We start from the raw sequence: 22,108 nt of genomic DNA on the forward strand, positions 1-22,108 counted from the left end.
CGGACGCGCTGCCCGCCGAGGGCTGGCCGCCCTGGTGGTCGCCGCTGCCGTCCCGAGCGCGGCCCAAATCAGGGCTTGGCGGGCGTCTGCGCCGGAATGCGCGGCGTCTCCACGCGCACATCGCCGCACTGGGCGCGGTGGCGCAGCGCGTGATCCATCAGCACCAGGGCCAGCATGGCCTCGGCGATCGGCGTCGCGCGGATGCCCACGCAGGGATCGTGGCGACCGAAGGTCTCGACCGTCGCGGCCTGGCCGGCCTTGTCGATCGATTCGCGCGGCGTGCGGATGCTGGACGTCGGCTTGATCGCCAGCGACACCGAGATATCCTGGCCCGTGGAGATGCCGCCGAGCATGCCGCCCGAGTTGTTGGTGCGGAAGCCCTCGGCGGTAAGTTCGTCGCCATGCACGCTGCCGCGCTGGGACACGCTGGCAAACCCGGCGCCGATCTCCACACCCTTGACGGCATTGATGCCCATCATGGCGTGCGCGATGTCCGCATCGAGCTTGTCAAACAGCGGCTCGCCCAGGCCGACCGGCACGCCGCTGGCCACCACCTCAATGCGCGCTCCGACGGAATCGCCATCGCGACGCAGCGCGTCCATATAGGTTTCCAGCTCGGGCACGATGTCGGCGTTAGCCGCGAAGAACGGGTTCTCCGGCACGTGCTTCCAGTCGATGAACGGGACTTCCACTTCGCCGAGCTGCGACATGTAGCCACGGATCTCGGTGCCGTACTGTTCGCGCAACCACTTCTTGGCCACGGCGGCCGCAGCCACCACGGGCGCGGTCAGGCGGGCCGACGAGCGGCCGCCGCCGCGATGGTCGCGGATGCCGTACTTGTGCCAGTAGGTGTAGTCGGCGTGGCCGGGACGGAACGTCTCGACGATATTGCCGTAGTCCTTGCTACGCTGGTCGGTATTGCGGATCAGCAGGCAGATCGGCGTGCCTGTGGTCTTGCCTTCGAACACGCCGGAGAGGATTTCCACCTGGTCGGCTTCCTGGCGCTGCGTCACATGACGCGAGGTGCCGGGCTTGCGGCGATCCAGGTCGATCTGGATGTCAGCTTCCGTCAGCGACATGCCCGGGGGGCAGCCGTCCACGACGGCACCGATGGCAGGTCCGTGCGATTCGCCGAACGTGGTGACAGTGAAAAGCAGGCCGAGGGTGTTGCCAGACATGATGGAAACCGCACAGAGATTGGGGACGGCCTACATTGTACGGCCATTGAGAACCCAATTCACAGTGAGTTCTGGGCGCTGGCAACTGCCTCCGGCCGGCCCGCCGGCGCGGCATCCATCGGCGCAAACACCCCGCTGCCCACGAATTCGGGATAAAACTGCGCCCGCATCCGCGCCAGATACGCCTGCAGGTTCGGGTGCGACGCCGCCGCCGTGCGGATCGGCGTCTCGAACATCGGGCACAGCAGGCTGGCGGCAAACGCGAACAAGGTGGCGTCGGCGCCGCAAGGACGGTCGCCCATCAGGTACGGCTTGTCGCCGAGGATGCTGGCAATCGACGTCACCCCCTGGATGGCCATCGCCGCGGCGTCTTCGTCGCTATGGCGCCCCAGCCCCTGCGCCCATAGCATCTGGCGGATCTTGCGCTTGACCAGCCGCGTCACCAGCCCGCGCAGCGGAACCGGCACGCTCTTGAAGAACAGCGCCGGGCCGCGGTCGAAGTTGCCCTCGTCGAGCCAGCGCACCCGGGCCACGGCCCAGTACAGGTTGTCCTCCAGGAGCTTTTCCACGGCCCAGGCCACACCCCGTTCCGCCGGGCTCAGCCCTTCGTCGAAGTCGACGTGATAGGTTTTCTCGATATGCCAGCGGATCATCGTGGAGTCCGCGACGATCCGGCCCATGTCATCCAGATAGGGCAGCTTGCCCTTGGGTGCGCGGCGCAGGTTCCCGCGACTGGTCTGGTACGGCAGGCCTGCGAGCTTGAGCAGCATCTCGGCCTTGATGACAAACGGGCTGGCGTCGGGCAGCCCGAAAGCCGGCCCGAAGGTGTAGAGCGTGATCATGATCGCCTTTCGGTGATGTCCTTCAGTGACTTCCTTCACTGACTTTCTTCAGTGACGTCCTTCGGCGACTTCCGTCAGTGCCTTCCTTCGGCGACTTCCGTCGGTGATTTCCTGCCCGGTTACTTCCAGTCGCCGCGCAGCGCCAGCACCATCTGCTGGAGCGCCTCGGGCGTGGCGGCGTCCGGCGCGACGGGTTCGCCGACCACCAGTTCCAGCCGGCTCAGGATGCCGCGCCGGAACGGCCTCGACATGGCCGGAGCACCCTTGCGCGAGAAGAAGCTGCCCCATAGCCCGCGCAGCGCCATCGGCACCACGGGCACCGGTGTGCGGCGGATGATCTGCTGCACACCGCTCTTGAACGGATTGACGTCCCCCGTGGCCGTGATCTTGCCTTCGGGGAATATGCACACCAGGTCGCCGTCCTCGAGCGCAGCCGCCACGGCATCGTAGGCGCGCGCCAGCATCTCTGGATCCTCATGCGCCGGCGCGATCGGGATCGCCTTGGCCTGGCGGAAGAACCACGACAGCAGCGGCACCTTGAATATGTTGTGGTCCATTACAAAGCGCACCGGCCGTGGGCTGGCGGCCATCAGCACCACCGCATCGGCAAAGCTCACGTGGTTGCAGACCAGCACCGCCGCGCCCTGGTCCGGAATCCGCTCCGCGTTGACGCGGCGCAGCCGGTAGACCGTGTGCACCAGGATCCAGGCGATGAAGCGCAGCAGGAACTCGGGCACCAGCGTGTAGATGTAGATCGCCACCACCGCGTTGAGCAGCCCGACCACCAGGAACAGTTGCGGAATCGTGTAGCCGGCCTGCGTCATGAATACGCCCAGTAACGAGGCGCCGATCATGAAGAAGCTGTTCAGGATGTTGTTGGCGGCGATGATCCGCGCGCGGTGCGTCGGCGCGCAACGGCTCTGGATCAACGCGTACAGCGGCACGCTGTAGAAGCCACCGAACATCGCCACGCAGAACAAGTCCACCAGCACGCGCCAGTGCCCCGGATATGCCAGGAATCCACCGATGCCGGTCAGCGCGGGGCCTGCGGTCTGGCCGTGCGTCGACAGGTAGAGATCGACCGCGAACACCGTCATGCCGATCGAGCCAAACGGCACCAGCCCGATCTCCACGTGGCGGCCCGACAGTCGCTCGCACAGCAGCGACCCCGTACCGATACCCACCGAGAACATCGCCAGCAACAGCGTGACCACGTTCTGGTCCCCGCCCAGCACATCCTTGGCAAAGCTGAAGAACGACGTCAGGAAGGTGGCGCCAAGGAACCACAGCCAGGAAATCCCCAGCAGGCTCTGGAATACGACGCGGCGCTCGTGCGCCAGCGCCAGGTTGCGCCAGGTCTCGGTGAACGGGTTCCAGTTGATGCGCAGGTCCGGCTGCGGCGCGGGCGACAGCGGCACCCTTTGCGACACGGCGCGCCCGGCCACCGCGATGGTCACGCAGACGATGCCCACGTAGAGCGGACCGACCACCATGCCACCGCGTGTAACGCCCGCCAACTCCCCGCCGAGCAGCGTGCCGATCAGGATGGCGACGAAGGTGCCCATTTCCACCAGCCCGTTGCCGCCCACCAGCTCGGTCGAGTCCAGATGCTGTGGCAGGTAGGCGAACTTGACGGGGCCGAACAGGGTGGAGTGCAGCCCCATCAGGAAGGTGCCGACATAGAGCAACGGGGCACTGTGCCAGGCAAAGCCGGCCAGCCCCAGCAGCATGATGCCGATCTCAAGCGACTTGACCAGCCGGATCAGTCGCGATTTCTCGATCTTGTCGGCAATCTGCCCGCTGGTGGCGGAGAACAGGACGAACGGCGCGATGAAGATCGCCGAGATCAGGAAGGCCGCGCTATGGGCATCCACCCCCTCGAACAGCGCGGTATGGTAGGTGACCAGCGAGGTGAAGGCGACCTTGAAGACGTTGTCGTTCATGGCCCCGAGGAACTGTGTCCAGAAAAACGGGGCGAAACGGCGCACGCCAAGGAGGCGGAACTGGCTTTGTTGGCTCATGGAGGCAGGCGTTGGTGGACCCCGGCGACCGCCGGGGCTTCAGTTCGCCGCCATCATGCCAGCGCCCGGCGGCGCCGGCTATGAGACTATTGCGCAAAATGTTGCGCAAAAACAAGCCGGTGTGGTCAGTCGGCTTTTTCTTCCGGCCAGTCGCGGATGTAGGCCTTGAGCATGCGGTTCTCGAAACTCTGCTCCTCCACCACCGCCTTGGCCACGTCATAGAACGAGATCACGCCCATCAGCGTGCGGCTGTCCAGCACCGGCAGGTAGCGCGTGTGGCGCTCCAGCATCATGCGGCGCACCTCGTTGACGTCGGTTTCCGGCGTGCAGGTCAGCGGCGCGTCGTCCATGACCTTGCGGATGCTATGGGTACCCAGCGTGCCACCGTTGGCGGCCACGGTCTCGATGATCTCGCGGAAGGTCAGCATGCCGACCAGGTCGCCGTACTCCATGACCACCAGCGATCCGATGTCGTGCTCGGCCATCGTATGGATGGCTACCAGCAGGGACGTATCCGGCGTGACGGTATAGAGCGTATTGCCCTTGATCTGCAGGATGTCGCTGACTTTCATGGTGGTGTCTCCGCTGCCGCGTTGCAAAGGCCTGGCGCCGTGGGCGCCGGCGTCCCGCCGTGGGGGCTTGTTTGTCGTTGTGAGGGCAATGCCCATGCGGCGATGCTAGCCCAAACGGCCGCCTCAAGTAAAGCGAGCGAGACTTCCCGAGCGGACTCGAATTGAGAATCCCCCCAATTGCGCACATGCCGCGCGGTGCTAGGATGCCGGACGGAGACAACAACGAGCGAACTGCCATGTCCGGTACCCGATTCGACACGCTGGCCCTGCACGCCGGCGCCGCCCCGGACCCCGCCACGGGGGCCCGGGCCACACCTATCCACCTGACCACGTCCTTCGTATTCCGCGACAGCGAGCATGCGGCGTCCCTGTTCAACATGGAACGCGCCGGGCATGTCTACTCCCGGATCAGCAATCCGACCGTGGCGGTGCTGGAAGAACGCGTGGCCGCGCTGGAAAACGGCGCCGGGGCCATCGCCACGGCATCCGGCCAGGCCGCGCTGCACCTGGCCGTGGCCACGCTGATGGGCGCGGGGTCGCATATCGTGGCCTCCACCGCGCTCTACGGCGGATCCCACAACCTGCTTCACTACACACTGCGCCGGTTCGGCATCGAGACCACGTTCGTCAATCCGCGCGACATCGACGCCTGGCGCGCCGCCATCCGCCCCGAGACCCGGCTGCTGTTCGGCGAGACACTGGGCAATCCGGGGCTGGACGTGCTCGATATCGAGACCGTGGCCCAGATCGGCCGGGATCACCGGATCCCGCTGCTGGTGGACTCCACATTCACCACACCCTACCTGCTGCGCCCGTTCGACCTCGGCGCCGGGCTGCTCTACCACTCGGCCACCAAGTTCCTGGGCGGTCATGGCACCACCATCGGTGGCGTGCTGGCCGAGGGCGGGACGTTCGATTTCGAGGCGTCCGGCCGCTTCCCGGAACTGTCGGAGCCGTACGAGGGTTTCCACAACATGGTGTTCACCGAGGAAAGCACGGTGGCGCCGTTCCTGCTGCGCGCGCGGCGCGAAGGCCTGCGGGACTTCGGCGCCTGCATGAACCCCATGGCCGCGTGGCAACTGCTGCAAGGCATCGAGACCCTGCCGCTGCGGATGAGCCGCCACGTCGACAATACGCGCCGCGTGGTGCAGTTCCTGGCGGGCCATCCGATGGTGGAATCCGTGGCCTACCCCGAGCTCGAGTCGCACCCGGACCATGCGCTGGCCAAACGCCTGCTGCCGCGCGGCTGCGGCGCGGTCTTCAGCTTCAACCTCAAGGCCGACCGCACGGCCGGGCAGCGCTTCATCGAAAGCCTCTCGCTCTTCTCGCACCTCGCCAACGTGGGCGATGCGCGCTCGCTGGTGATCCACCCGGCTTCCACCACGCACTTCCGCATGGATGCCGCGGCGCTGCGCGCGGCCGGCATCGGCGAAGGCACGATCCGGCTGTCGATTGGGCTGGAAGACCCCGACGACCTGATCGACGACCTGAAACGCGGCCTGAAGGCCGCGGAGAAGGCCATGAGCGGCGGCGCAAAGGGAGGGAAAGCCTGATGGAACTGAATGTTTCCGGCCAGAAGGCCTATGCCTACACCGGCGGCAAGCCGTTCGATCCCGCCCTGCCCTGCGCCGTCTTCGTGCATGGCGCGCAAAACGATCACAGCGTGTGGGCGTTGCAAACGCGCTGGTTTGCCAACCACGGTTTCTCCGTGCTGGCCGTGGACCTGCCCGCCCACAACCGCAGCCAGGGCGCACCGCTGACCACCGTCGAGTCGATGGCCGACTGGGTGATGACGCTGGTGGCAACCGCGGGCGTCAAGGCGCCTGCGCTGGTGTTCGGCCACAGCATGGGGTCACTGATCGCGCTCGAGTGCGCCACGCGCCATCCCGACGCGGTGCGCGCGATCGGGCTGCTGGCCACGGCCTATCCGATGAAGGTATCCGACGCGCTGCTCGATGCCGCGCTGAACCGCGAAGACGAAGCCATCGCGATGGTCAACCAGTGGTCGATCTCCAGCCTCGCCAGCAAGCCGTCCTCGCCGGGCCCCGGCGCGTGGATGCACGGCGGCAGCCAGCGACTGATGGAGCGCGTGGCCGCGCGCAATCCAGGCGCCCATGTCTTCCACAATGATTTTTCCGCCTGCAACGCCTATGCGCATGGCGAAGAAGCGGCGGCATCGGTCGCCTGCCCGGCGTTGTTCGTGGTGGGATCGAAGGACATGATGACGTCGCCCAAGGCCGCGCAGGGACTGGCCAGCAGGATGGCGAATGCCGCCGTTGCCACCGTCCCCTGCGGGCACGCGATGATGGGAGAAAAGCCGGATGAAGTCCTCGACACGCTGGCCGCCTTCGCGCGGAAAGTCGTGGCGAGCGGCACGCCGACGCAGGCACGAGCGTCATAGCAGTGTGACAACAACGACAACATCGGGGAGCCGCCGGAGACCACCATGCCTCACGCCCACGCCAAAGAGTTTGAGAGCTTTGCCGCCTTCTACCCTTACTACCTGAACGAACACCGCGACCGGACCTGCCGCCGCCTGCATTTCGTCGGATCGACGGTCGCCCTGTTCTGCCTCGTGGCGCTGGTGATCACGGGCAACGCGTGGTGGCTGCTCGGTGCGGCGGTATCCGGCTATGCGTTCGCATGGGTCGGCCACTTCGGCTTCGAAAAAAACCGGCCGGCCACGTTCCGCCACCCGATCTACAGCCTGATGGGCGACTGGGTCATGTACGCGGATATCTGGCGGGGCAGGATTCCGTTCTGACCGGGTGATGGTCCCGGTTTGACCGGAGGGTGCCGGTCAGACCGGTATGGTCGATATTGCAACGGATCAGATCGGTGACGATTCGAGTCTGACGATGCCAGCGGGCCGGTCCTGCTGACGGATGGCGTGGGAGCCGGCGTCAGACCTGGCCGTGCCAGCCCGGCGGCACCACTTCGAACGTACGACGCTGGCCGCCACCCTCGTCGGCCTTGGCAGCCTTTCCGCCCTCACCACCCTCACCGCCCGTATCACCCTTGTCGCCCTTGCCGTCCTTACGGTCCTCTCGCCCGGCCTCATTGGCCGCCGGCGCCGACGCCTGCTGGCGGAACACGGCCTCCAGCGACTGCTCCAGCTGAGGGTTGTCGAGCATCGATTTCAGCAGGTCCACGCCCTGCATCTGCTGCGCCAGCGCCGTCCGCGGCAGTCGCGCCAGGTTCAGCACCAGCCGGTCATGCAGCATGCGCAGCGTGACGTGCGACGGATCGCACAGCAGCGCCCAGTGTGCCTGCCCACGATCCTGCTGGAGCTTGCCGACCAGATGCATCCCCTTGAGCTTTGCCAGCAGACCAGCCAGGTAGTCTGCCTCCATCCGCAGCTTGCGGCCCATATCGAGTTCGCCAACGCTGCGCGGCACCTCCTCGCGGGCGCGGTACAGCAGGTACAGAACGCCGAGCGCGTCGAAGAACTCGCTGCCGGCAAACGTGCGGCGGCGCCAGTGGCCTTCCCGGATGACCGGCAGATTGGCCGCAATCGTGGCGCCCAGCAGCGTCACCAGCCAGCTGACGTACATCCACAGCAGGAACAGCGGCAACACGGCGAACGTGCCGTAGACCGCCGTATAGGTCGGAATATGAGTAATGAAGTAGCCGAAGCCGCGCTTGGCGACTTCGAAGGCGATGGCGGCAACCAGCCCGGCGATGATGGCGTCGCGCCAATCCACATAGGCGTAGGGCACCGCCATATAGAGGAAGGCGAACGCCAGTGCCGACAGGAGCACAGGAACGGCGCTGACCATCAGGCCCATCCCCATCGGCAGATTGCCGACGTAGCCCATCGAAACCGAGATCAGGTACGAACTGATGGACAGGCTGGCGCCGATCAGCACCGGCCCCAGCGTCAGCACGGCCCAGAACACCAGCACCCGCTGCGCCAGCGGGCGCCGCCGCTTGACGCGCCAGATCGCATTGAGCGCGTCTTCCACGGTCAGCATCGTCAGCACGGACGTCACCATCAGGCCGCCCAGGCCCAGCGCGGTCAGCCCGCGCGCGCTCTTGGCAAACTGACCGATGTAGCGCGAGACCGAGTCACTGATGTTGCCGCCCGGGATCAGGTTCTGGAACAGGAAGCCCTCGATCTCGCCGCGAAAATCGCGGAACACCGGAAACGCGGCCAGCAGCGCGAACGCCACGGTCAGCACCGGCACCACGGCCAGGACGGTGGTGAAAGTCAGGCTGGCGGACACCTGCGGCAGGCGATCCTCGCCGGCGCGACGCAGCGCGTAGCGCGCGAGTGCGCGCACCTTCTGCAGGTTCCATTCCCTGCGCAGGCGGGCGATGCGTGCGGCTGTCATGCGGGGGCAAGCTCCATTGTCTGAAAACGAGGGGTGAGGGCCACCGGATCAAGGAAACGTGCGACATTTCGTCGGACGCGTCTCGCATCCGGCACCCGGCGCGAGGGCCCAACTATAATACGCGCATTGTTTTGCGGCGCCGTTCCGGGCCGCGCCCGCCCTGGCCGGCAACACGGCCGGCCGGCGGACTGCCAGCCCATCCATGACCGACATCCTCGTCCTCTATTACAGCCGCCACGGCAGCACCCGCAAACTCGCCGAACTGATTGCCACCGGCATCGAGAGCGTGCCCGGCGCCCAGGCGCGCCTGCGCACCGTGCCGCCAGTCTCGACGGTCTGCGAAGCCACTGCACCCGATATCCCGCCCGAAGGCGCGCCGTACGCGGAATTGCGCGATCTCGAGGAGTGCGCCGGCCTGGCGCTCGGCAGCCCCACCCGCTTCGGCAACATGGCCGCGCCAATGAAGTATTTCCTGGACGGCACCGTCGCCCAATGGCTGTCCGGTGCGCTCACCGGCAAGCCCGCCTGCGTGTTCACCTCCACCGGCAGCCTGCATGGCGGCCAGGAGACCACGCTGCTGTCGATGATGCTGCCGCTGTTCCACCACGGCATGCTGCTGATGGGCTTGCCCTATTCCGAGCCGGGCCTGATGACGACGACGGCCGGCGGCACGCCCTATGGCCCGAGCCACCATGCCCACGTGGACAACCATGGCCCGGTGACCGACCACGAAGCCGCGCTGGCGACCGCCATGGGACGCCGGCTGGCCGAAACGGCGCTGAAGCTGGCCGGGGCTGCACGATGACACCCGCCGACGCCTCTGCACGCGACGGCGACCTGCACAGCCCCGGGCTATGGCGCCTGAGCGTGGGCAGCCTGATCGCGCTGATGGCGTTGTGCATCGCCTGGGAATGGTTCCTCGCACCTTTGCGCCCGGGCGGCTCGTGGCTGGTCCTGAAGTGCATCCTGCTGCTGCCGGTATTGCGTGGCGTTCTGACGCGCAATCGCTACACCATGCAGTGGTCGTCGATGCTGATCCTGCTGTATTTCACCGAAGGCATCGTGCGCGCCACCAGCGACCGCGCGCCGTCGTCCACCCTGGCGTGGGCGGAAGTCGCCCTCACGGTGCTGTTCTTTTTCAGCACGATTCTCTACCTGCGACCCTACAAGCGGCGTGCCAAGGCACAGAAGGCGTCGGACACCGTCGCGCCGCCCTCGTCCCCCTCGTCGCCCCGGTAACTTGCCGTCGCCGAAACTCCCATTCCTGCCATGACCGCCTCGCACCTCGACTCGTTCCTCGATCTCTGCCGCGCCGCGGTGGGCCCACAAAACGTGCTGACGGATGCCACCGACAAGGCGCCCTACCTGACCGACTGGCGCCGGCGCTATACGGGCGACGCGGTTGCCGTGCTGCGTCCTGGCTCCACCGAGGAAGTCGCCGCCGTGGTCCATGCCTGCCATGCCCACAAGCTGGCCGTGGTGCCTCAGGGCGGCAACACGGGCCTGTGCGGCGGCGCGACGCCGGCCGCCGGTGAAGCGGCGGCAAACGGTGTGGTCGTGCTGTCGCTGCAGCGCATGAACCGCATCCGCAACGTCGATCCGTTGAACAACACGATCACCGTGGAAGCCGGTGTGATCCTGCAGCAGTTGCAGGAAGCGGCGCAGGCCCACGGCAGGCTGTTCCCGCTGAGCCTGGCGGCCGAGGGTAGCTGCACGATCGGCGGCAACCTGTCGACCAACGCCGGCGGCACCGCCGTGCTGCGATACGGCAATACGCGTGAACTGTGCCTGGGCGTGGAAGTGGTGACGGCCAGGGGCGAGATCTGGGACGGCCTGCGCGGTCTGCGCAAGGACAATACGGGCTACGACTTGCGCGACCTGTTTATCGGCGCCGAAGGCACGCTGGGGATCATCACGGCGGCCGTCATGAAACTGTTTCCGGCCCCGCGCGCGCGCGTCACGGCGCTGGCCGCCTTGCAGAGCCCGCGCGCGGCGCTGGCCCTGCTGGCCATCGCGCAATCGCACGCCAGCGCGATGCTGACCGGCTTCGAGCTGATGTCCGCGCGATGCATGGAACTGGTGACGAAACACTTCCCGCAACTACGCTACCCGTTTGACGCCACGCATCCGCAGCTGGTGCTGCTGGAACTGTCCGACAGCGAAGGCGAGGAACACGCGCGCGCGATCTTCGAAAAGATGATGGAAACCGCTTTCGAGGGCGGCGTGGTGATCGATGCAGTGGTCGCCGAGTCCGTGCAACAGTCGCGCGATTTCTGGAACCTGCGCGAGCACATTCCGCTGGCCCAGGTCGAGGAAGGCAAGAACATCAAACACGATATCGCCGTGCCGATCTCGCGCGTGGCTGACTTTATCGAGACCACCGATGCGCTGTTGCAGGATGCCTTCCCCGGTGCGAGGATGGTGACCTTCGGCCATCTTGGCGACGGCAACCTGCACTACAACGTATCGCCGCCGGTGGGTGTCGATAACGACCAATTCCTGATGCATCAGGACGCCATCAACCTGGTCGTCCACAACAGCGTGCAGGCGCACAGCGGCTCGATTTCCGCCGAGCACGGCCTTGGCCAGCTCAAGCGCGAGGAGAACCAGCGCTACAAGAGCGAGGTGGAACTGGCGATGATGCGGGCCATCAAGCAGGCGCTGGACCCGCAGGGGCTAATGAATCCGGGGAAGGTCATCTGATCCGGCCGATGGGTTGGCATCCGGATCCTGATCCGGACCCATCTCCGGATCGGCCTCCGAATCCAGGCCGCCCAACAGCTGGCTGCACAGACCCTCGCCTTCCGGCGTGAGGCTGGCCGTTCCCCGGCCATCCTCTTCCATCGTCATGACGACCAACTCCGCCTCGGCCAGTTGGGTCAGCACGCGACGCAGCACGCTCATCTGCACCGAGGCCCGTTTGCTGATCCGCGCCAGCGACAGCACCTTGCCTTCGGGCATCTGCGCCTCGCGCCAGAGCACGTCCAGGATGCCGGCCAGCGCCGGGTCCAGCCCGCCGACGCTGTCTTGTCCGTCTTGTCCGTCTGCTGCCTCGTCGATCCCGGGGGCGTCCGTTTCAGCATTGCCCCGGTTGGATTTGCGCATCATTCTGTCTCCTTGTCTTGTAGTGACGCCACCAGCTTGCCCAGCGTGATGATGGCGGACTCCACCTCCGCCGACCATGCACCACTGTAGTTCAGGCGGATGCAGTTGGTATAAGTCGGCACCGGCGAGAAGATATGCCCCGGGGCCACGGTGATCCGCCGCTCCAGCGCCGCATGGTAGAGCGCCATGGCGTCCACCTCTTCCGGCAATTCCACCCACAGGACATAGCCCCCCGCCGGCCGCGAGACCCGCGTCCCCGCCGGAAAGAATCGCCGCACCGCAGCGGCCATGATGTTGGCCTGTTGCGCGTAGGTCTTGCGCACGCGGCGCAGGTGATAGTCGTAGCCGTCGTTCTTCAGGAACTCGGCGATGGCCAGTTGCGGAATGGCCGGCGTGGTCAGCGTGTTCAGGAATTTCAGTCGCTCGACCTGCTCCTTGTACCTTCCCGGCAACGCCCAGCCAATCCGGTAGGCGTTGGTCAGCGTCTTGGAGAACGACGAACAATGCAGCACGATACCGGCCGTATCGTAGGCCTTTAGCGACGTGGGATGGGCATCGCCATAGTAAAGCTCGCCATAGACATCGTTCTCGATCACCGGAATGTCACGCGCGGTCAGCAGTGTCACCAGTTCCTGCTTGCGCGCGTCCGACATCTGGAACCCGAGCGGGTTCTGGAAATTCGGCATCACCATGCATGCGGCGATGGGGCGCTCGTCGATCAGCTTCGCCAGGGCCTGAACGTCGATTCCTTCCACCGGATCGGTGGCCACCTCCACGGCGCGCATGCCTAGCCGCTCGATGGCGTGGAGCATCGCATAGTAGGTTGGCGACTCCACGGCAATGGTGTCGCCCGGCTTGGCCACCGCCTGCAGGCACAGGTTGATCGCCTCGGTGGCACCGATGGTCACGATCACCTCGTTGGGATCGACCGCGTAGCCGTTTTCCAGATAGCGCCGCGTGATCTGGCGGATCAGTTGCGGCGACCCCGGCGGCAGGTCATCGAGCAGGTTCCACGTGTCATAGCGTTTGCCGATGGTGTTGGCGTACTGGATGATCCGCTGCCAGGGGAACAGCTTGGGATCGGGGTATGGCGAGCCGAGCGGAATGGCATCGTCGGCACGGATCGAGCGCAGCGTCGACAGCACCAGCGCGCTCACATCCACCGGCGACGGCCTGGCCGCCGGGCGGGTTGGCTGCAGTTCGATGGTGGGCTCGCCGGGCCGGGAGCGCACGAAGTACCCGGACTGGGGCCGGCTTTCCAGGATGCCGCGCGATTCCAGCAGCAGGTACGCCCGGACGACCGTCGTGATGCTCAGGCGATGGTGCTGGGCCGCCTGGCGCACCGAGGGGATTTTTTCCCCGGACAGCAAGACGCCTTGCTGCACCAGCGCCTCGATGTCGGCCGCAAGCTTTTCATACAGAGTCACACCGCCAACCTTTCGCCACGTCTGGAGTTGTCTGGACGCTGGCGATTGCCCGGCCAGTCTTCAGCCCGGCAGCGCCAGCGGCTCAGATCGTAATACGAAATACGTCCCGGCGACCGGATCGGCCTGGGGCGTGGCCGGCGCGACACCTGTGTATTCGACGAAGCCGTCTTTGCGGCAGAAGCTCAGCAGACGCAGACCGGCCTGTTCGGCGATGCGGATGGCCAGTGAAGTCGGCGCGGAAATCGTCGCCAGCATCTGGATCTGCATGCGTGCCGCCTTGCGGACCAGCTCATAGCTGGCGCGGCTGGACAAGAAGACGAATCCATCATCCATCGACATCCGGCGCTTCGCCAAGTGGCCGACCAGCTTGTCCATTGCATTGTGACGACCCACATCCTCGAAGGCGCACAGCACTTCTCCGTCGGGCGCGCACCAGCCCGCGGCGTGAACGCCGCCCGTGGCGCGCATCAGGACCTGGTGGCTCGGCAGCTCGGCGGCGGCACGCTGGATCGTCGCGCGGGAAGGCTCGATCCGGCGGCGCGGCACCGCCATCGGCACAGGCGCCAGGTCCAGCAACTCGAGGCTCTCGATGCCACAGACCCCGCAGCCCGTGCGCCCCGCCAGCGCCCGGCGCTGTGCCTTCATCGCCATGAAGGCGCGCTGGCTGATGTCGATACGAACCTCGATGCCGTCGCATCCCGGCACGACCTCGACATCGTAGATTTCCTTGACGCCGTCGACGATCCCCTCGGTCAGCGAGAACCCAAAGGCGAATGCTTCCAGGTCCAGCGGCGTCGCCATCATCACGGCATGGGAGATACCGTTGTAAACCAGCGCTACCGGCACCTCCTCGGCCACGTTGTCAAGGTCGAGCGTACTCAGGTCGCCCTTGTGGCGGTGAGTGCTCCGCTGCTGATAACCAAGCGGCGACTGCAACGATGACGGCGCCGGAGTCGCGGCGGGCTCCCGGGATGATGAGGTCATGCGTGTCTCCGGAAGGCCATCAGGCGCCGCCGGCCCGTGCCAGCAGCACGGGGATCGACTTCGACGTCGGCGTGCCGGACCGGTCGCCGATGCTCTCCAGCGGCACCAGCGGATTGGTTTCCGGATAGTAGGCACCCAGGCAGCCGGCAGGAATGTCGTAGTCCACCAGCAGGAAGTCCTGCGCGTGGCGCGTGATGCCGTCTTCCCAGACACTGGTGATGTCCACGCGCTCGCTCTCGGCAAAGCCCAGCCGCTCGCGATCCGCCGGGTTGATAAACACCACGCGACGCAGACCAAACACGCCACGATAGCGATCATCCAGGCCATAGATCGTGGTGTTGTACTGGTCGTGCGACCGCGTGGTCATCATCACCATCAGGTCGTCGCCGTATGCCGCGCGGGCACGCTGGATCGGGGTGTCCTTGTCGATCGCATGCACCAGGAACTGGGCCTTGCCGGACGCCGTCTTCCACACGCGGTTGCGCGAAGCCGGAGTCAGGTGGAACCCGCCCGGCTGGTTCACGCGTGCGTTGAATTGCTCGAAGCCCGGAATCACCTTTTCGATGGCGTCACGAATGCGCGCGTAGTCCTGCGCGTACCAGAGCCAGTCGACCTTTTCGGAGCCGAGCGTCGCGGCGGCCATGCGGGCGACGATCGCGGTCTCGGACAGCAAGTCGGGCGATGCCGGCTTGTTCATCCCATAGGAGATATGCACCATGCAGACCGAGTCTTCCACGGTCACACCCTGGGGCACGCCGTCCTGCAGATCGATCTCCGTCCGGCCCATCGTCGGCAGCAGCAGGGACGCCTTGCCGATCACCAAATGGCTGCGGTTGAGCTTGGTGGCAATATTGACGGTCAGATCGCACTGGCGCAGCGCCTCCCAGGTGCGCGGCGTGTCCGGCGTGGCGATCGAGAAATTGCCGCCCAGCCCCACGAACACCTTCACCTTGCCCGCCAGCATCGCATTGATCGCGCCGACCACGTCCTGGCCGTGCTCGCGCGGCGGCTCGAAGCCGAACGTGGCGCCCAGTCGGTCCAGGAAGGCATCGTCCGGCTGCTCCTCGATGCCCATTGTGCGGTCACCCTGCACGTTGGAATGGCCACGCACCGGCATCAGCCCGGCGCCCGGGCGACCGATATTCCCGCGCAGCATCATCACGTTGGACAGCATCTGGATCGTGCGGACCGAGTTCTTGTGTTGAGTCAGGCCCATGCCCCAGCAGGCGATGGTGCGCTCGCTCTTCACGTAGACATCTGCCAGCGCGTCGATGTCTTCGCGCGTCACGCCCGAATCGGCCACGATGTCCGCCCAGCTCTCGGCGCGCAGATCCGCCGCGAAGGCTTCGAAATCGGCCGTGTGCTGCGCGATGAAGTCAACGTCCACCACGCGCCTGTTGCCCGTGGCGATGGCGGCGTCATCCAGCTCGATCACACGCTTGCCGAGGCCCTTGATCAGCGCGAAGTCGCCGGCCAACTTGGGCCGGACGAACATCGACGCGATCTTCGTGCTGGACCCCGTCAGCATCTCGGTGGCGTGCTGCGGGCTGGTAAAGCGCTCCAGGCCGCGCTCCTTGAGCGGGTTGATCGACACAATCGTCGCCCCGCGTTTTGCGCAATCGCGCAGCTCATTCAGCATGCGCGGATGGTTGGTGGCCGGGTTCTGGCCGAACACCAGCACGGCATCGGCCAGCTGGAAATCATCCAGCAGCACGGTGGCCTTGCCCACGCCCACCGTCACCGGCAAGCCACGACTGGTGGCCTCGTGACACATGTTCGAGCAATCCGGGAAATTATTGGTCCCGTACATCCGCACGAACAGCTGGAACAGGAAGGCGGCCTCATTGCTGGCCCGGCCTGACGTATAGAACGTGGCGGCATCCGGGTCATCCAGCTGGCGCAGGTGGCTGGCGATCAGCGCGAAGGCATCGTCCCAGGCTACCGGCACGTACTTGTCCGTGACGGCGTCGTAGACCACCGGATGGGTCAGCCGGCCATGCTGCTCGAGCTCGTAGTCCGACTGCTGCATCAGCTCGGTCACCGTGTACTTCGCAAAGAAGTCGTTTGTGACCCGCTTGCTGGTGGCCTCCGCAGCCACGGCCTTGACACCGTTCTCGCAGAATTCGAAGGTCGACGCGTGCTGCTTGTCCGGCCAGGCGCAACCCGGACAGTCAAAGCCGTCGGGCTGGTTCTGCTTGAACAGCGTCTTGTACTTGCCGCCTGCAACCTTCTCCTTGATCAGGTTGATGGCAACGTACTTGAGGGCGCCCCAGCCAGCGGCCGGGTGCGTGTAGGGCGCGACATGTCCCTTTTCGGGGGTCGGAGTACTCATCGGGGGGCGACTTCCTGAACAAATGCCCGAGTGCCCGGCCCGGTTTTCCGTGTTTCCAGAGCACCCGAAGCGATGGATGCAGACTAGGCCCGAAAAGTGATCTGAGGAACGTACAGTACAGCTACGGATTGAAGAGTACAGTTTGCACCATTGCGGCGCACAAATTGGGAACTGTGCTTATCGGAGGGGCATGAACGAGGCGTGCCCCTACTCTTCCCTACTCCGGTTGCTCCGGCGTCGCCTGGATGATGTCCTCGAGCTGGGCGCTCATGGGGATGTCGAGCCGCTCGCCGGTCGGCAGCTTGCTCAGGAACCACTGCTTGTAGAGTCGTTCCAGATCGCCCGAGGTGATCACGTTCCGCACCGCCCGGTCGACCACGGCCGCGAACTGCGGATCGTTCTTGCGCAGCATGATCCCGTATGGGTCGTAGGAGAGGAAATCGCGCGTCACGTCGAACTTCTTTGCCATGTTGTAGTGCGCCAGAAAACCGTAGAGCAGCACGTCGTCGCCGGCGTAGGCATCGGCGCCGCCGTGACGCAGGATCTCGAAAGCGTCGGCATGGTCGCGCGCGCGGATGATCTTCACGTCCAGGCTGAATCGTGCCGACACCTTCTCGATCGCGTCGGCATTGGTGGTGCCAGCCGTGGCGACCACGGTCTTGCCCTTGAGGTCGCGGAACGACTTGATCGGCGATCCGCGCGGCACCATCAGCTTGGTCCCCGCGATGAAGATCACCGGCGAGAACCCGACGATGCGCATGCGTTCGGCATTGCGCGTGGTCGATCCGCATTCGAGATCGATCCTGCCCGACGTCATCGCATCGAAGCGATTCTCGGACGTGACCGGCACCCACTGAATCGTCAGGTCGCGTCCGATCTCAGCGGCGGCGGTCTCCACGATGGCCTGGCATATATCGATCGAATAGCCGATTGGCCGCTTCGCCTGGTTCAGGTACGAGAACGGCAGCGATGACTCCCGGTAGCCGACGATCAGCGCCCCCGTGTCCTTGGCCTTTTTCAGCGTGCCGCTCAGCACCACGGCATCCTGCGCGACGGCTAGCGTGGCCGTGACGCAGCCGAGCCACAGTGCAATCAGAAATTTCGCAGCGAATCCGCGCATGGCATCAGGCCTCCGCGGCATCGGGCTTGGCGCCGGGGATGTCCTGCTCCGTCTCGGGCACCGGTCCGGAGGCCAGTTGCCCTTCCCACTTGGCCACCACGGCGGCGGCGATCGAGTTGCCCACCGCGTTGGTCGCGGAACGGCCCATGTCGAGGAACTGGTCGACGCCCATGATCAGCAGCAACCCGGCCTCGGGGATGCCGAACTGGTTCAGCGTGGCGGCGATCACCACCAGCGACGCGCGGGGCACGCCCGCCATGCCCTTGGACGTCAGCATCAGCAACAGCAACATCGTGATCTGCGTACCCATTGGCAGGTGGATGTCATAGGCCTGGGCGATGAACAGGACCGCGAACGTGCAGTACATCATCGATCCGTCCAGGTTGAACGAATAGCCCAGTGGCAGCACGAAACTCGAGATCTTGCGGTTCACGCCGAACCGATCGAGCGAATCGAGCAATTTCGGATAGGCCGCCTCGGAACTTGCCGTGGAGAACGACAGCAGGAACGGTTCCCGGATCAGGCGGATCAACTGGATCACGCGCTTGCCCAGGAACATGAAGCCCGCAAGCGCCAGCAGCCCCCAGAGCACGAACAGCGCCAGGTAGAAGCTGCCCATGAACTTGGCGAACGTGACCAGGATGCCCAGGCCCTGCGTGGTCACCGTGGAGGCGATCGCCGCGAACACGGCCACTGGCGCCAGCCACATGACCGCGCCGGTGATCTTGAGCATGATCTGCGCAAGATCCTCGATGACCGCAGCCATGCGTGCGCCACGTTCGCCCAGCGTGGCGATGGCCGTGCCGAAGAAGATCGAGAACACCACGATCTGCAGGATTTCGTTGTTGGCCATCGCTTCCGCCACGGACTTCGGCACCAGGTGGGCCACGAAGTCCTTCAGCGTGAAGGCGTTGGTCTTGAGGTTGGTCGCCGCGCCAACGTCCGGCAGCGGCAGGCCGATGTTCACGCCCGGATGCAGCAGCGTGGCCATGATCAACCCGAGCGTCAGGGACACCAGCGATGCCGTGATGAACCAGGCGAGCGCCTTGACCCCCACGCGGCCCACCGTGCTGGCATCGCCCATGTGCGCGATACCCATCACCAGGGTCGAGAAAACCAGCGGCGCAATGATCATCTTGATCAGCCGCAGGAACACGTCGGTGATGATGGAGATATACCCGGCGATGTCCTTGGCCACTTTCGGATCGGGGAACGCCGCGTTGCAGGCATAGCCCACTCCGGCGCCGAGGATCATGGCAATCAAGATCCAGGTCGTGATATTTGACTTCTTGCTCATGACGACTCCTTGGGCTTCCGGGTGGATGTCCTGCGTCGGGGTCGGCACTCAGGTGACCCTAGGTAACGATAGGTCGTGGGGACCGGAATCCGCAAATCCGACCGCATTGAACGCCTTGCGGAAGCCTCCGCAACCCTTAGATCGACTGCCCCAAAGGAGTGCCATGTCTATAATCCGGCACACTCGCCCCCGCAGCTTTCCGCCAGGGCGTCATACCGACAAGCGCGCAGCGCCGCCCGGCTGAGCCACCGGGCCACGCGGACCGCGCCACAGGGCCTGACCGGCCCGCCGCCTGCCATCCTTCCCCGCAGGCGCCAGGTCGGCGGCGCGCAAGGCGGACACCGCCATGGCGCCCACCCCGGCGGCGCCAGACGCGTAGTCGTCTGACAACACCCGGCGCCGCCCATGCATCCGGGCGGGCGCCGGGCGTATGATTTGAGCTTCTGCGAATCCCTCCCTTCCCGCCACCATGCCGATCGGGTATTTGCGCAGCCTGACTGACCGTCGCCGCAGTCCCGTTGCGAACCGCCGACTGGCGCGCGTGCTCTGCTTCGTGGCAGGCGCCGCCAACGCGGGCGGCTTCCTGGCCGTGCGACAGTACACGTCACATATGTCCGGCATCGTGTCGGCGATCGCGGACGATCTCGTCCTGCATGACGTCGGCCTGGTGCTGCACGGAATCGGGGCACTGGTGTCGTTTCTCGGCGGCGCGGCCTGCTCGGCCGTGATGATCAGCTGGGCCCGGCGCACCCGGCTGCGCAGCGAGTATGCGCTGCCCCTGATGTTCGAAGCCTTTCTGCTACTCGTGTTCGGCGTGCTCGGCGCCCATCTTGGCGACAGCCAGTGGCTCTTCGTGCCGGCAACGGTGATGCTGCTCTGCTTCATGATGGGGCTGCAGAACGCCATGATTTCGAAGTTATCGAATGCAGAGATCCGCACGACGCATGTCACCGGCATGATCACCGACATCGGCGTGGAACTGGGGAAGCTGTTCTACTGGAATGGCCCGGCACGGCCCAACAGCCGGCCGGTGCACGCGGATCGTGCCAGGCTGCGCGTGCTCGGGATGCTGGTGAGCCTGTTCCTGTTCGGCGGCGTGGCCGGCGCGATGGCCTTCGGTGCGATGGGCTATGCCGCGACGTTGCCGCTGGCGGCGCTGTTGCTGATCGTAGCGATCGTGCCCATCGCGGATGACTTCGTCACACGGATTTTTGTACTGTTACGCCGCAAGCATCTCGCCCGCCGCGCCCGGCGTTGGGGCAGCCGCCGGTAGACGCTGCAACGACGTCAGGATCTTTTCGAGGCCACCTCTTAGAGCTGCAGCGTGCTGTCGCGGATCTCGATCCTCACCGGATCAGTCTCCCTCCACTGCTTCCTAGGTATGACCAACTTCCAGACCGCCTCCTTGTCGGGATTACGGAAGAGCGCCACTACCCCCACATATTCCGCATCGACATGCATCGGCTCGGCGAGGCTCACGCTCGCATCCGGACGCAGTACCACGTCCTTGGTCGCGAGCAGATCGACCTTCAGCAATTCGAGATCATTCGCTTGCAGCTGCGCATAGCTCAGTTGTTCGAACGCCTGTGGTGTCTTCAACTGGTAGACCCGCACCACCGTCGACAACGATTGCCCGGCGCCGTTTGTATTTAACGAGGACCGGCTGACAAGGTCGAGGTTCATGGTCTTGACCTGGGTGATGAAGGCCCACTTCGCCGCCTCCACCGTGCTGTCCTTCACCGCCTGGCCCACGCCGCAACCGGCTATAAGGGTGGCAACAAGCGCCACGGCGCCGTTTTGAAGCTGTCGCCTCATCGCGTTGATCCTCTTGGGGTAGCAAATTGCTGTGTTGCATTCGTCTTGCGCACGGCTGGCGAGCTTCGCGCCTGCTACGCTGCACCGGGTCCGTTCCATGTTCCGAGTTGAACGCGCGTCATGCGCGGCATGGCGCCGTCCACATCTTCTACATCCGCTGCGTCCTCTGCCGTGGGGTGCCTCAACTGCGCGGTAAAGCCCAGGCTCACCTGATCCGAGTTCAGAGTCGGGGCCGGCATCAGCGCTGGCCTCACCTGCATCTCCAGACGGGCATTCGCGGCATAGCCAAGATAGAAGCGCAGCAACGCCATCACCTCCCCATGCATGGCCCGTCCCGGCATCAGCCCCAATACCGACTCTCGTGTCTGCGGTGTGATCACCACGCGCACTGCGTTCGCGCGGTCGTAGAAGCCACGGCCCAACACGCAGTTCTCGCCCAGCGGCATCCGCTCCGTGGCATCGAGCCGCACCCACACGGGGTAGAACTCCTCTACCGTCACGTGCGCGTCCGGCACGGCGTGCCGCAGCACGCCGGCCAGCCCTTCCGCAGTCCGGGTGCGCTGGCTGGCCAGCCCCAGCATCGACAGCAGCTTGCGCGGGCTGACGGTCGCAACAACCTGGCTCTGTCCACTGCCCTGCCGGCCGAGGCCCAGTCCCAGCAGACTTAGCAGGTAGCGCGATACCTCATCCTGGCCACCCGCCCGGAAGCCCACGGGATAGCGATACTTGCGCGCAACGCGGTAGAACTGCGTGACGATCCGATGATGGAACAGGTCCAGGAACGCTGCCAGCGGCTCGGCGCCGTCGCGACGCTGCGCAATCTCGTCCACAAAATAGGACGGCATGCGCGCGTCGACGCCATACAGGCCGAGGAAGGTCGTCCGGACCACGGGCGGCCAATCGGGGGAGCCACTATCTCGCTCAACCGACTGGATTTCGCGCCCCGGGAAACCCAACCGCCCATGCGAGCGGAAACGTACCGGCTCGCTGACAGGCGAATCGGTCGTGCCCAGCGGCGGGCGCTGCGGCGCGGACAACTCGAGCAGCTCGCAGAACCGGAAGAAGTTCATCTGTGGCGCGT

Annotated in this window: 18 protein-coding genes and 2 pseudogenes; 7 read left to right on the forward strand and 13 right to left on the reverse strand. The window is 65.5% G+C overall.

Going from position 1 to position 22,108, the window contains the following annotated elements; translation table 11 throughout:
- Positions 1-68: 68 nt before the first annotated feature.
- The 4 genes from aroC to BLR29_RS17255 all read right to left on the reverse strand — a co-directional run bounded on the left by aroC (position 69) and on the right by BLR29_RS17255 (position 4,613).
- Positions 69-1,178 carry a chorismate synthase gene (gene aroC, locus BLR29_RS17240; RefSeq protein ID WP_092138208.1) on the reverse strand — a complete coding sequence of 370 codons (1,110 nt, stop codon included), beginning with the start codon at positions 1,176-1,178 and terminating at the stop codon, positions 69-71.
- 59 nt (positions 1,179-1,237) lie between these two features.
- Positions 1,238-2,020, reverse strand: coding sequence for a glutathione S-transferase family protein (locus BLR29_RS17245; RefSeq protein WP_092138209.1), 783 nt, complete (start codon positions 2,018-2,020; stop codon positions 1,238-1,240).
- A gap of 119 nt (positions 2,021-2,139) precedes the next feature.
- Complete coding sequence (locus BLR29_RS17250) at positions 2,140-4,041, reverse strand: MFS transporter (protein ID WP_092138210.1); 1,902 nt, start codon at positions 4,039-4,041, stop codon at positions 2,140-2,142.
- A 125-nt stretch (positions 4,042-4,166) separates the two neighbouring features.
- A complete protein-coding gene (locus BLR29_RS17255; protein ID WP_092138211.1) occupies positions 4,167-4,613 on the reverse strand; it encodes a CBS domain-containing protein in 447 nt (148 codons plus the stop codon).
- Between the two features lie 236 nt (positions 4,614-4,849).
- Here BLR29_RS17255 and BLR29_RS17260 point away from each other — a divergent pair, with 236 nt between their 5' ends.
- Genes BLR29_RS17260 through BLR29_RS17270 form a run of 3 tightly spaced genes read left to right on the forward strand, consistent with a single transcriptional unit; the run spans position 4,850 to position 7,377 of the window.
- The gene (locus tag BLR29_RS17260) at positions 4,850-6,166 is read left to right on the forward strand and encodes an O-acetylhomoserine aminocarboxypropyltransferase (protein ID WP_092138212.1); all 1,317 of its coding nucleotides are present in this window, start codon (positions 4,850-4,852) and stop codon (positions 6,164-6,166) included.
- On the forward strand, positions 6,166-7,014 hold the full coding sequence (locus tag BLR29_RS17265) for an alpha/beta fold hydrolase (protein WP_092138213.1): 849 nt from the start codon (positions 6,166-6,168) through the stop codon (positions 7,012-7,014). The genes BLR29_RS17260 and BLR29_RS17265 overlap by 1 nt, the downstream gene beginning before the upstream one ends.
- A gap of 45 nt (positions 7,015-7,059) precedes the next feature.
- The gene (locus BLR29_RS17270) at positions 7,060-7,377 is read left to right on the forward strand and encodes an Mpo1-like protein (protein WP_092138214.1); all 318 of its coding nucleotides are present in this window, start codon (positions 7,060-7,062) and stop codon (positions 7,375-7,377) included.
- A 139-nt stretch (positions 7,378-7,516) separates the two neighbouring features.
- Here the strand turns inward: BLR29_RS17270 and BLR29_RS17275 are convergent, their stop codons facing one another.
- Positions 7,517-8,947: a YihY family inner membrane protein gene (locus BLR29_RS17275; protein ID WP_092138215.1), complete on the reverse strand. Its 1,431-nt coding sequence runs from the start codon at positions 8,945-8,947 to the stop codon at positions 7,517-7,519.
- Between the two features lie 202 nt (positions 8,948-9,149).
- On the opposite strand from BLR29_RS17275, the gene wrbA reads away from it, so the two are divergent.
- The 3 genes from wrbA to BLR29_RS17290 are packed head-to-tail and all read left to right on the forward strand — an operon-like array spanning position 9,150 to position 11,650.
- Complete coding sequence (wrbA, locus tag BLR29_RS17280) at positions 9,150-9,752, forward strand: NAD(P)H:quinone oxidoreductase (protein ID WP_092138216.1); 603 nt, start codon at positions 9,150-9,152, stop codon at positions 9,750-9,752.
- Complete coding sequence (locus tag BLR29_RS17285; protein WP_092138217.1) at positions 9,749-10,186, forward strand: DUF2069 domain-containing protein; 438 nt, start codon at positions 9,749-9,751, stop codon at positions 10,184-10,186. Before wrbA ends, BLR29_RS17285 begins: the two co-directional genes overlap by 4 nt.
- A 30-nt stretch (positions 10,187-10,216) precedes the next feature.
- Entirely contained in the window at positions 10,217-11,650 is a 1,434-nt protein-coding gene (locus BLR29_RS17290; protein ID WP_092138218.1) for an FAD-binding oxidoreductase, read from the forward strand.
- Here the strand turns inward: BLR29_RS17290 and BLR29_RS17295 are convergent.
- The 6 genes from BLR29_RS17295 to BLR29_RS17320 form a co-directional block, all read right to left on the reverse strand.
- The gene (locus tag BLR29_RS17295; RefSeq protein ID WP_255371292.1) at positions 11,624-12,055 is read right to left on the reverse strand and encodes a helix-turn-helix domain-containing protein; all 432 of its coding nucleotides are present in this window, start codon (positions 12,053-12,055) and stop codon (positions 11,624-11,626) included. The two genes, BLR29_RS17290 and BLR29_RS17295, sit on opposite strands and share 27 nt — an antisense overlap.
- Positions 12,052-13,479, reverse strand: a complete 1,428-nt coding sequence (locus tag BLR29_RS17300) for an aminotransferase-like domain-containing protein (RefSeq protein ID WP_092138219.1) — start codon at positions 13,477-13,479, stop codon at positions 12,052-12,054. Before BLR29_RS17300 ends, BLR29_RS17295 begins: the two co-directional genes overlap by 4 nt.
- Before the next feature lie 60 nt (positions 13,480-13,539).
- On the reverse strand, positions 13,540-14,463 hold the full coding sequence (fdhD, locus tag BLR29_RS17305) for a formate dehydrogenase accessory sulfurtransferase FdhD (RefSeq protein WP_092138220.1): 924 nt from the start codon (positions 14,461-14,463) through the stop codon (positions 13,540-13,542).
- A 19-nt stretch (positions 14,464-14,482) separates the two neighbouring features.
- Entirely contained in the window at positions 14,483-16,795 is a 2,313-nt protein-coding gene (locus BLR29_RS17310) for an FdhF/YdeP family oxidoreductase (protein ID WP_092138221.1), read from the reverse strand.
- A gap of 217 nt (positions 16,796-17,012) precedes the next feature.
- A complete protein-coding gene (locus tag BLR29_RS17315) occupies positions 17,013-17,915 on the reverse strand; it encodes an amino acid ABC transporter substrate-binding protein (protein ID WP_092138222.1) in 903 nt (300 codons plus the stop codon).
- A 4-nt stretch (positions 17,916-17,919) separates the two neighbouring features.
- Positions 17,920-19,212, reverse strand: a complete 1,293-nt coding sequence (locus BLR29_RS17320; protein ID WP_092138223.1) for a dicarboxylate/amino acid:cation symporter — start codon at positions 19,210-19,212, stop codon at positions 17,920-17,922.
- Between the two features lie 469 nt (positions 19,213-19,681).
- Between BLR29_RS17320 and BLR29_RS17330 the strand changes: the two are divergent.
- Positions 19,682-20,470 (forward strand): annotated as a pseudogene (locus BLR29_RS17330) (YoaK family protein); the annotation flags it as partial.
- Between the two features lie 56 nt (positions 20,471-20,526).
- On the opposite strand, the pseudogene tssJ reads toward BLR29_RS17330, so the two are convergent.
- Positions 20,527-21,027 (reverse strand): annotated as a pseudogene (tssJ, locus tag BLR29_RS17335) (type VI secretion system lipoprotein TssJ); the annotation flags it as partial.
- A gap of 74 nt (positions 21,028-21,101) precedes the next feature.
- A complete protein-coding gene (tssG, locus tag BLR29_RS17340) occupies positions 21,102-22,097 on the reverse strand; it encodes a type VI secretion system baseplate subunit TssG (protein WP_092138281.1) in 996 nt (331 codons plus the stop codon).
- Positions 22,098-22,108 lie beyond the last annotated feature (11 nt).

This window comes from Cupriavidus sp. YR651 (assembly GCF_900101625.1).
GTDB lineage: Bacteria > Pseudomonadota > Gammaproteobacteria > Burkholderiales > Burkholderiaceae > Cupriavidus.

Coding starts and splice junctions, on each gene's coding strand:
- aroC (WP_092138208.1), bottom strand. CDS start 1,178: ATGTCTGGCAACACCCTCGGCCTGCTTTTCACTGTCACCACGTTCGGC.
- BLR29_RS17245 (WP_092138209.1), bottom strand. CDS start 2,020: ATGATCACGCTCTACACCTTCGGGCCGGCTTTCGGGCTGCCCGACGCC.
- BLR29_RS17250 (WP_092138210.1), bottom strand. CDS start 4,041: ATGAGCCAACAAAGCCAGTTCCGCCTCCTTGGCGTGCGCCGTTTCGCC.
- BLR29_RS17255 (WP_092138211.1), bottom strand. CDS start 4,613: ATGAAAGTCAGCGACATCCTGCAGATCAAGGGCAATACGCTCTATACC.
- BLR29_RS17260 (WP_092138212.1), top strand. CDS start 4,850: ATGTCCGGTACCCGATTCGACACGCTGGCCCTGCACGCCGGCGCCGCC.
- BLR29_RS17265 (WP_092138213.1), top strand. CDS start 6,166: ATGGAACTGAATGTTTCCGGCCAGAAGGCCTATGCCTACACCGGCGGC.
- BLR29_RS17270 (WP_092138214.1), top strand. CDS start 7,060: ATGCCTCACGCCCACGCCAAAGAGTTTGAGAGCTTTGCCGCCTTCTAC.
- BLR29_RS17275 (WP_092138215.1), bottom strand. CDS start 8,947: ATGACAGCCGCACGCATCGCCCGCCTGCGCAGGGAATGGAACCTGCAG.
- wrbA (WP_092138216.1), top strand. CDS start 9,150: ATGACCGACATCCTCGTCCTCTATTACAGCCGCCACGGCAGCACCCGC.
- BLR29_RS17285 (WP_092138217.1), top strand. CDS start 9,749: ATGACACCCGCCGACGCCTCTGCACGCGACGGCGACCTGCACAGCCCC.
- BLR29_RS17290 (WP_092138218.1), top strand. CDS start 10,217: ATGACCGCCTCGCACCTCGACTCGTTCCTCGATCTCTGCCGCGCCGCG.
- BLR29_RS17295 (WP_255371292.1), bottom strand. CDS start 12,055: ATGATGCGCAAATCCAACCGGGGCAATGCTGAAACGGACGCCCCCGGG.
- fdhD (WP_092138220.1), bottom strand. CDS start 14,463: ATGACCTCATCATCCCGGGAGCCCGCCGCGACTCCGGCGCCGTCATCG.
- BLR29_RS17310 (WP_092138221.1), bottom strand. CDS start 16,795: ATGAGTACTCCGACCCCCGAAAAGGGACATGTCGCGCCCTACACGCAC.
- BLR29_RS17315 (WP_092138222.1), bottom strand. CDS start 17,915: ATGCGCGGATTCGCTGCGAAATTTCTGATTGCACTGTGGCTCGGCTGC.
- BLR29_RS17320 (WP_092138223.1), bottom strand. CDS start 19,212: ATGAGCAAGAAGTCAAATATCACGACCTGGATCTTGATTGCCATGATC.
- tssG (WP_092138281.1), bottom strand. CDS start 22,097: ATGAACTTCTTCCGGTTCTGCGAGCTGCTCGAGTTGTCCGCGCCGCAG.